The sequence below is a fragment of the bacterium genome (genome assembly GCA_019912885.1).
Lineage (GTDB): Bacteria > Lernaellota > Lernaellaia > JACKCT01 > JACKCT01 > JAIOHV01.
Genome location: JAIOHV010000106.1, coordinates 35,638 through 43,164, shown reverse-complemented (window position 1 = coordinate 43,164; position 7,527 = coordinate 35,638). Strand labels below are relative to the sequence as shown.

General features: G+C 64.1%; 6 protein-coding genes. All 6 read right to left on the bottom strand.

Annotated elements, in window-relative coordinates:
• Positions 1-409, bottom strand: a 409-nt coding sequence (locus K8I61_09055) for a hypothetical protein (protein ID MBZ0272173.1), incomplete at its 3' end; no start/stop codon positions are given.
• Between the two features lie 88 nt (positions 410-497).
• Positions 498-1,616, bottom strand: a complete 1,119-nt coding sequence (locus tag K8I61_09050; GenBank protein MBZ0272172.1) for a haloacid dehalogenase-like hydrolase — start codon at positions 1,614-1,616, stop codon at positions 498-500.
• A gap of 115 nt (positions 1,617-1,731) precedes the next feature.
• Positions 1,732-3,087, bottom strand: a complete 1,356-nt coding sequence (locus tag K8I61_09045) for a patatin-like phospholipase family protein (protein MBZ0272171.1) — start codon at positions 3,085-3,087, stop codon at positions 1,732-1,734.
• A 336-nt stretch (positions 3,088-3,423) separates the two neighbouring features.
• Positions 3,424-5,736: a hypothetical protein gene (locus tag K8I61_09040; GenBank protein MBZ0272170.1), complete on the bottom strand. Its 2,313-nt coding sequence runs from the start codon at positions 5,734-5,736 to the stop codon at positions 3,424-3,426.
• 103 nt (positions 5,737-5,839) lie between these two features.
• Positions 5,840-6,595, bottom strand: a complete 756-nt coding sequence (locus K8I61_09035) for a hypothetical protein (GenBank protein ID MBZ0272169.1) — start codon at positions 6,593-6,595, stop codon at positions 5,840-5,842.
• Between the two features lie 2 nt (positions 6,596-6,597).
• Positions 6,598-7,371, bottom strand: coding sequence for an AAA family ATPase (locus tag K8I61_09030; GenBank protein MBZ0272168.1), 774 nt, complete (start codon positions 7,369-7,371; stop codon positions 6,598-6,600).
• Positions 7,372-7,527: the final 156 nt, after the last annotated feature.

Below are 7,527 nucleotides of genomic sequence, written 5' to 3'. Positions count from 1 at the left end.
CCGTGTCGTCGTCCGGGAGGGTGTCGTCGTCGGTGCCCGTATCGTCGTCCGGCAACGTGTCATCGTCGGTCGTGTCGTCGTCCGGCAGCGTGTCGTCGTCGGTGCCGGTGTCGTCATCGAACGTATCGTCGTCAGGCAAGGTATCGTCGTCAGGCAACGTATCGTCGTCTGCCGTATCGTCGTCTGCCGTGTCATCGTCGGCCGTGTCGTCGTCAAAGTAATCATCGGGATAGACACATTTTGCACCGGTCGACTTACCGCAACCGCTGTTGTGGTCGTTGTCATTTGAAAAGGGGCCATCCTCGCTTCCGACGATGGCAAAACATTCGCAACCCGAGACGGCAATCCCAAAAAAAACGAATATGAAAACAAGGACTGACCGGAAATATCCGCGCACAAACATACGCATGCGACGACTCCGCGAAGCCCCGGACAGACGGAAATGCAGAGTGACATGATAGACGATCACGCAAACGCCAACAATCTCGTCCCGGTTGCTAGCGCGTGCAGGGCGCAGCCGGCAACAATTCCCCTGTCTCCTCGTCCCGATATTGCACGCACCACCCCGCGTCGCCGCGCTCGCCGCGCGCGTACAGATCGGCCATCACGCCGCCCTTGCCGCGATGCACCACGAGGCGCACGCGCGTCTCGGAATAGTCGTTCAGCATCTCGTAGTCGGTGTCCGAATCGCCCGCGACCAATAGCGGCGCGCGGCCGATGACCTGGTCGATGACGCGCACCTTGCCGGGGCCGTAAGTGACGTCGTAGCCCTCGCGCAGCAGCTCGTCGGTGTAGCGCCCGCCGCGCACGACAAGCCGCATGCCGAGCACGTTTTCGGCGGGGATTCCGTAGCCCCATCGCGGATCGGAAACGATTGGCGCGACGATCTCCTGCATGCTCGCGGTGACGATGTGCACCGAAAATCCCACGCCCGAAAGCGCGCGGGCCGCCTGTTTCATCGCGGGAGTCTCGCGGATGCCCGTCGCAATTCTGACCGTCTGCGCGCCCGCGCGCGTCCCCTCGCCGGCGCACGCGAGCGTCTCCACGCGGCGCGGCGCGGCGGTCTCGCGCGCATACACATCGAGCGCAAGCGAGGAAAGATCGCCCGGCGCAAGGCCCGCGTCGAGCTGATTCGACCAGGGATACGCGAACAGCTTGCCGACGCCGTGCGTCTCCACGAGCCCCATGAAAAGGATGTTCATCTTGACGCGAAACTCCGCGAACGCCGGCGCGTCGCGCAGCTTGTCCACCGTCGTGTCGCCGCCGAGCGTCTGGGCGCGTTCGAAAAGCCACGCGTACGCGTCGGCAACGTCGGCCGACAGATCGGCGATGCGTGCGCCGCCCCAGGCGGGGTCGATGTGCGTCACGCCCATGGGATCGACGGGCATGTGCGCGCGCCACGCGTCGGGCGTCATGCCGAAGATCAACCGGTCGATCTGCGCGCGCAGCACCTGCTCGCCGATGTCACCAGCGATCATGGTGTCGTCGAAATCGAACACCGCCACGGGCGGATGTGCGGCATCGAACGACGCGGACCCGCGCCCGCGCTCGCGCACCAGCGCGGAAAGGAGATCGACCGCGCGCGGGCTCCAGCCATCGCCGAAGTCGGGCGTCATGCCGTGGACCGATTGGACATCGTGGACATTATGGACGGAATGGACGGGATGGACAGGCCGGTGGCAACGCGGAACGGGTATTCCCCATTCCGCATTCCCAATTCCCAATTGGCGATTACATCGCCAGCCGGATGTCGCGCTTGATGCGCTCCTTGCCCAAAATCGAGATCACCGTCTCGTCGTACGGCGTGCCCTGGATCTTGCGGCAATCTTCCTCGACAAACACCATCGTCGTTTCGATGCCGTAGCTGTTCAGCACGCGCTTCATCGCGGAATAGTTCGTGTCGAACGCCTCCTTGACGGAGACGAAGCCGTGCTCCGCGGCCTTGGCGCGGTCCCAGAAGGCGATCGGATTGATTTCAAAGAAATTGATGTCGTAGAGGTCCGGCTCGATGAGGATGATGTCACCCTTGAAGTGCGGGTCCTGTTCGAATCGCTTGAGCGCGTGGTGCAGGCGGAAATGCAAAAGCGTGCGGAACGCCTGGTTCAGCACGGCGAGCGCGCCGCCGTCGCCCAGGTACGGCTTGTCCGGCACATACGTTCCAAGGTCCTTGTAAAAACGCACCAGCAGCTTGTTCACGAACGGGCGGAAGGGATTAAACACGATGACCAGGTCCGCGCCGTGCTCGACCGCCACGTCGATGTTCGCGGTGGTCGTCACGCCGCCGTCCAGGTAATCCACGCCGCGGATGCGCGCGGGCTTGAAAAACCCCGGAAGCGCGGTGCTCGCCTGCACCGCCTCGCTGATCGAAAGCGACGTGTCCTCGTCGTGGCCGAAGATTGCGCGCTCCGCGGTGTCGAGGTTCAGCGCGGTGATGTAGAGCTCCTTGCGCCGGCGGAAATACAGCTCGTTGAAATCGTTTTTGCGGTTGTTGCGCTCGAAATTTTCGCGCAGGTAGCGCTCGAGCGGGCGGTTGTCGAAGATGCCCGCGGGCAGGTACGATAGCGGGCTCGGCACGTTCGTGCTCGCCAGCGTCATACGCACGAGCGTCTTCATGTAGTTGTCCGCGTTCTTCCAGTTCGGCCGGCGCAAAAACTTCAGGAGCGCCTGCGGATACTGATGCTCCGGATTGACGACGTTCGAGAGAAACTTCACCGCGAAACGTGGAAGCATCGTCATCGAGTCGAAGACCAGGTGCAGCGGCTTGGAGACGAACTCGGACAGATTCGGGCTGTAGAAATCGAGCGGCTTGAGCTGGCTGAAACGCGAGCCGCGCCCGTCGATGCTCTTGAGCAATTCCTCCACGCCGATGCCGTGCGCGATCGGCGCGGCGAGGAACGCACCCGCGGACAGGCCGACGAAGATGTCGAAATCCGTCACGTCGCGGTTGACCATCAGGTCGTTCAGCGCCTTGAGGCCCGCCAGCGTGTAAGCGCCGCCGGAAACCGCGCCCCCCGCGAGCACGAGCGCGACCTTGGCGTTGTTCTTTTTGACGTTGGGATCGCTCTTGGCGACGATCGTAACGGACATGCACCCTCCGGGCGTTTCGCCCCTCCACATCCCTATCGGCGCAAACGGTGCGCCAAATTATTCAAATTTTACGCGTTCTTGACGTGGTGCGTCAAATCGAAAGGGCCGCGATCGGAGCCGCAAACGTAGCGAAGCGGAGTGTGCGGTCGATACCGCCCCGGCAAAAACAACCCGTGCCCGTGCCCGATGGAATTGTCCGAAAGTTTGGAAGTTTGGAAGTTTGGTGAGTCCGGCAGTCCGGCAGTCCGAAAGTCCGGAAGGTCATCGCAATCGCGAAATTAGAAACACCCACGTGCGATGGCATTCCCAATTCCCAATTCCCAATTCCCCATTGCGCTATGGTAGCTCGTGCTCCGCCGCGTACCGCTTCGCGAATGCGCACCGCTCGGCCCACTCGTCCGCCAGCATCCGCAACCCCGGCGGCAAATCGGCCGGCGGCTCCTCGGCGAACACGCGCCGCGCCTGCTCATAATCGCCCGCCTCGTAGAGCGTTTCGCCAAGCGTCAGCCAAGCCTCGATCTCAAGTTCCGCGTGCGGCAGGCCGTGGTGCCGCGCCATGCGCAGCGCGCGGGCCGCATCGACGGGATGGCGGTCGTTGGCGAGCCTGCGCCCGAGCAGATAATGCAGATATCCCGCTTGCGGGCGAAACTTGAGCGCGTCCGTGAGAAGAAACGTGTGGTCCAGGTCGCGCGTCTCGGTGAAGTAGCGGCGCATGTTCGGCTCGACGAACTCGTCGTCCATCGCGGCCAGGGCGATGGCGGCCTCGCGCGTGTACGACGACACGAGATCGAGCGCCAGCAATTCCCGATAGTGTGCGCGCGCCGCGTCGAGGTCGCCGGAGCGCCACGCGATTTCGGCGAGGATCAGCCGCGCCTCGGCGATCGCGCGGATGTCGCCATGAGGCGGGCGGACCGTGTCCGTGCCGCCCGGCTCACGCTCCCCCACGGCCGCGGTTGCAACACTTTCGGGCGCGCCCTCGGTGGCGACGATCGTCTCGGCAAGCTCGCGCGCCGCATCGAGATCCTCCGCGTAGAACCGCGCGCGCATGATGTCGCTCCGATAGCGCGGATGTTCGCCGCCCGTCTCGTACGCCGCGGTGAAAAGGCGCGCCGCCTTTTTGTATCGCCCGCTTCGCGCGGCCCTGTCGGCATCCTCGGAAAGGCGCGCGACGCGGCGGGCGCAGCGCTCCTCGAACAGTGACGGGCGGAAGAACGCGTAATTCGCGATGCGCAAAAGGCGCGGCGGCACATCGACCGCGTCGAGCGACGCCTCCCACTCGTCGGCAAGCTCGGCGAGCGGCTTGTTGAATGCGCGTTCAAACCCGCCGGTGCGATAGACGCGCGACACCGCGGGGAGGCCGTGCGTGTCGAGAAGCCAGGTCACGAATCCTCCCCACGCGAGGTAGCTGCGCCGCCCTTGCAGACGCCAGAAGCCGGTCGGCCCGGAGATCGCGGCGATGTCTGGCAGGCGGCCGACGCGCTTCATCGCCGCGGCCCATTGCGGGATCGTGTATTCATCGCGAAATTTTTCCGACGCGACCGCGAGTCCCTCGGTCAGTCCGAGGACCGGCGAATAGCCAAGGCCGGTGATGCCCCAATCCGAACCGAGCACATGTACGATCTCGTGTTTCAACACGCGGTGCGGCGGCGGTTCGATATTCATGTGCATCTCGCGATGCGCGCAGTCGGCGTATTGCGTGCTTCCGGCGCCCTGCAGGCGCTTTTTCTCGCGTTCGCCGCGATAGAAAAACGCGGTGACCGGATCGGGATCCTCGATGCCGAGGAACGCGGCCTGCTGGGCGAAGCGAAACTCGACATCAAGCACGATCTCGCGCAGGCGAGCAGCGGACACGTCCTCGGGGTAATGGATCGTCGCGTTCGCGGATTCGTATCGGGCGCCCAGGCGCTCGGCGATGACCGCACGCGTCATCGCAACGCCAAGCGTCTCGCCCCTGGCGGCGAGCACGAAAAACGCCAGCAGCGCGGCGGCGAATAGCTGTCCTTCGGCGAATGTCAGGCGAAAGCGCGCGCCCTCGCCTTCCTCGGCGCGGCGAAGGACAAGGCGCGCGGCGACGGCCGACGCGGCGGCGAGTGCGAGCGCCTGCGCGCGGCTTGCCGCAAGCGCGGCGGTGATACGCACCGCGCGGTCGTAAACCGGGCCGGGGAAATAGCCGAGCAGGGTGTTGAAGGCGAACACCACCGGCTCCTGCCAGACGACCCAAACCTCCCAACCCAGATGAAGAAGCACGATGGCCAGATACGCCCGATGCGCGCGGCGGAAATACGCGGCGCACAGCACGCCGAGCGCGGAGGCGTAAGCGATCGTCGGCGCGGGCAGGATCGCAAACCACAACAGCGACGAAGAAACGTCGCACAATCCCCTGAACACGCCGGCGAAAGCGAGGATCGCGACGTTCGCGACCAGCACGCCGAGAAGGACGCCCGTCGTACCCGCGATGTGCGGCCACAGCGCCGCCGCGCGCGGGCGCTCCCGGCGAAAACGCGCGATCGCCAGATGCCCGGCGGCGATCGCGAAGAAGAATGTCTGAAGCTGCGCGGCCTCGTAGCCCACGTCGCCGATGAGCGGCAGGAACGCCTGAGCGACCGTGACAACGAGAAGAGTAGCGATGAGGACGGATTGGAAGCGCATGTCTTACCGCAAAGGCGCTAAGAGGAACGCGAAGACGCCAAGAAAAATAACAGGAATCCTTTGCGTTCCTTTGCGATTCTTTGCGCCTTTGCGGTGAAATTTCTTACGCCAAAAACAGCACCGCCGCGGCGGCCGCGACCGCGCCGAGCTTGAGCACGAGCACGACGTAGTTCGTCTCGTCGTCGTTGATGCTGCCGACAAACTTGTAGGTGTTTGGCAGGAACGCGCCGCCGTCTTTTGCGTAAGCGCCGTCCTCGAACAAATCGAGCGAGTCGTGAATCTTCACGGTCATCGCGAGCAGGTCCTGCAGGCGCGTGCGGTTCAACTCCACCATCGCCGCGGACGTGAACCCGACGGCAAGCGTCACGAGAGCGAAAAATCCCTTGTAGACAAGGCAGAAAAACCAGCCGCCGCTCCCGCAGCCGGACAGCCCGCGGATGAGGAACGCGGACGCGGCGATCGCGGCGACAAGCGACAGGCCGAGGATGAACAGGCGGTCCTCTTTCGTCTTGCGGTAGAGGATCTCGTTCGCGTGCGTCTGGAGGATGGCCAGCATCGTATTCGAGCGGTCGGGCGAAAATCTCGCGTCGCCGCCGCCGTCGCCGGACGATCCGCCGCCGTCGCCGCCGCCGGTCTCGGGCTTTTCGACCTTCTTCGCGGCGGCCTTCGGGGCCGGCGCCTCGGCCTTGGGCTCTTTTTTGGAGCCCGGCCGCTTGACGGCCACGCGTGTGCCCGTGGTCTTGCGCGATTGCAGGCCCGTCGAGGTGGGTTCGAGGTTTTCGCCGCCCGGGGCTTTCGCGTTTTCGCCCCCGGCGGTGGACTCGAAGATCGAATCGCGCTTGCCTTTGTCCGTGGCCATAATCACTCCCGCGAAAGACGCGCCAGCACCTCGTCGGTGAGCGCATCGAAATCCTGCGTGCCCTTGCCGGCGGCCGAACGTTCGTACTCGAAGATCGTTTCCTGCTGGGAGGGCGCGCTGCGATGCTTGGTGTTGACGCGGACGCGCGTCGAAAAAAGCAGGTCTTTATATTGATTCGCCAACAATTCTTCAACCGTGAAGGTCACTTTCTCGCGCCGGTCGTACATCGTCAGCACGAATCCGAGCACCGAAAGCGCCGGATTCAGCCGGCGGCGCACCTTCTCGACCGTCTCCATGAGGAGCTTGAGCCCGAGCATCGGCAGATATTCGCAGGAGACCGGCACGATGAGGTGATCGCTCGCGACGTACGCATTCACGGTTAAAAGCCCGAGGTAGGGCCCCGTGTCGATGAGGACGAAGTCGTAGCTCTTCGCGTCCTCGGCCAGCACCTCCGCCAGATACCGCTCGCGTCCCATCAGGCTCGCGAGGTTCAGGTCGGCGTTCGCGAGGCTTTCGCCCGCGGGCGCGAGATAGAGATTCTCCACCTTCGTCGGCACGACGATGTCGCCGATGGCGCCCTCGTCGAGCAGCACCTCACACACGCCGCGCTCGTGTTCATCGAGCCGGCGGTAGAGCGCCTGCGTCAGATTGCACTGCGCGTCCAGGTCCACGAGCAGCACGCGCTTGCCCTTCCGGGCGAGGCCCGCGCCGAGGTTGATCGCGGTCGTCGTCTTGCCGACGCCGCCCTTCTGATTCGTGATCGAGATGATCGGCATGAAGCGGAAATTCTTCCGGGAAAACGCGTGGAATCGGTGTCACGCGAGCATTACCACGAAGCGGACAAAAGAGAAAAGAGGCGACACGAGAAAAGAGAAAAGAGGAAAGAGGAAAGAGGCGGCGAGCGCAAAGCGGCGGCGAGCGCGATTCGCGCC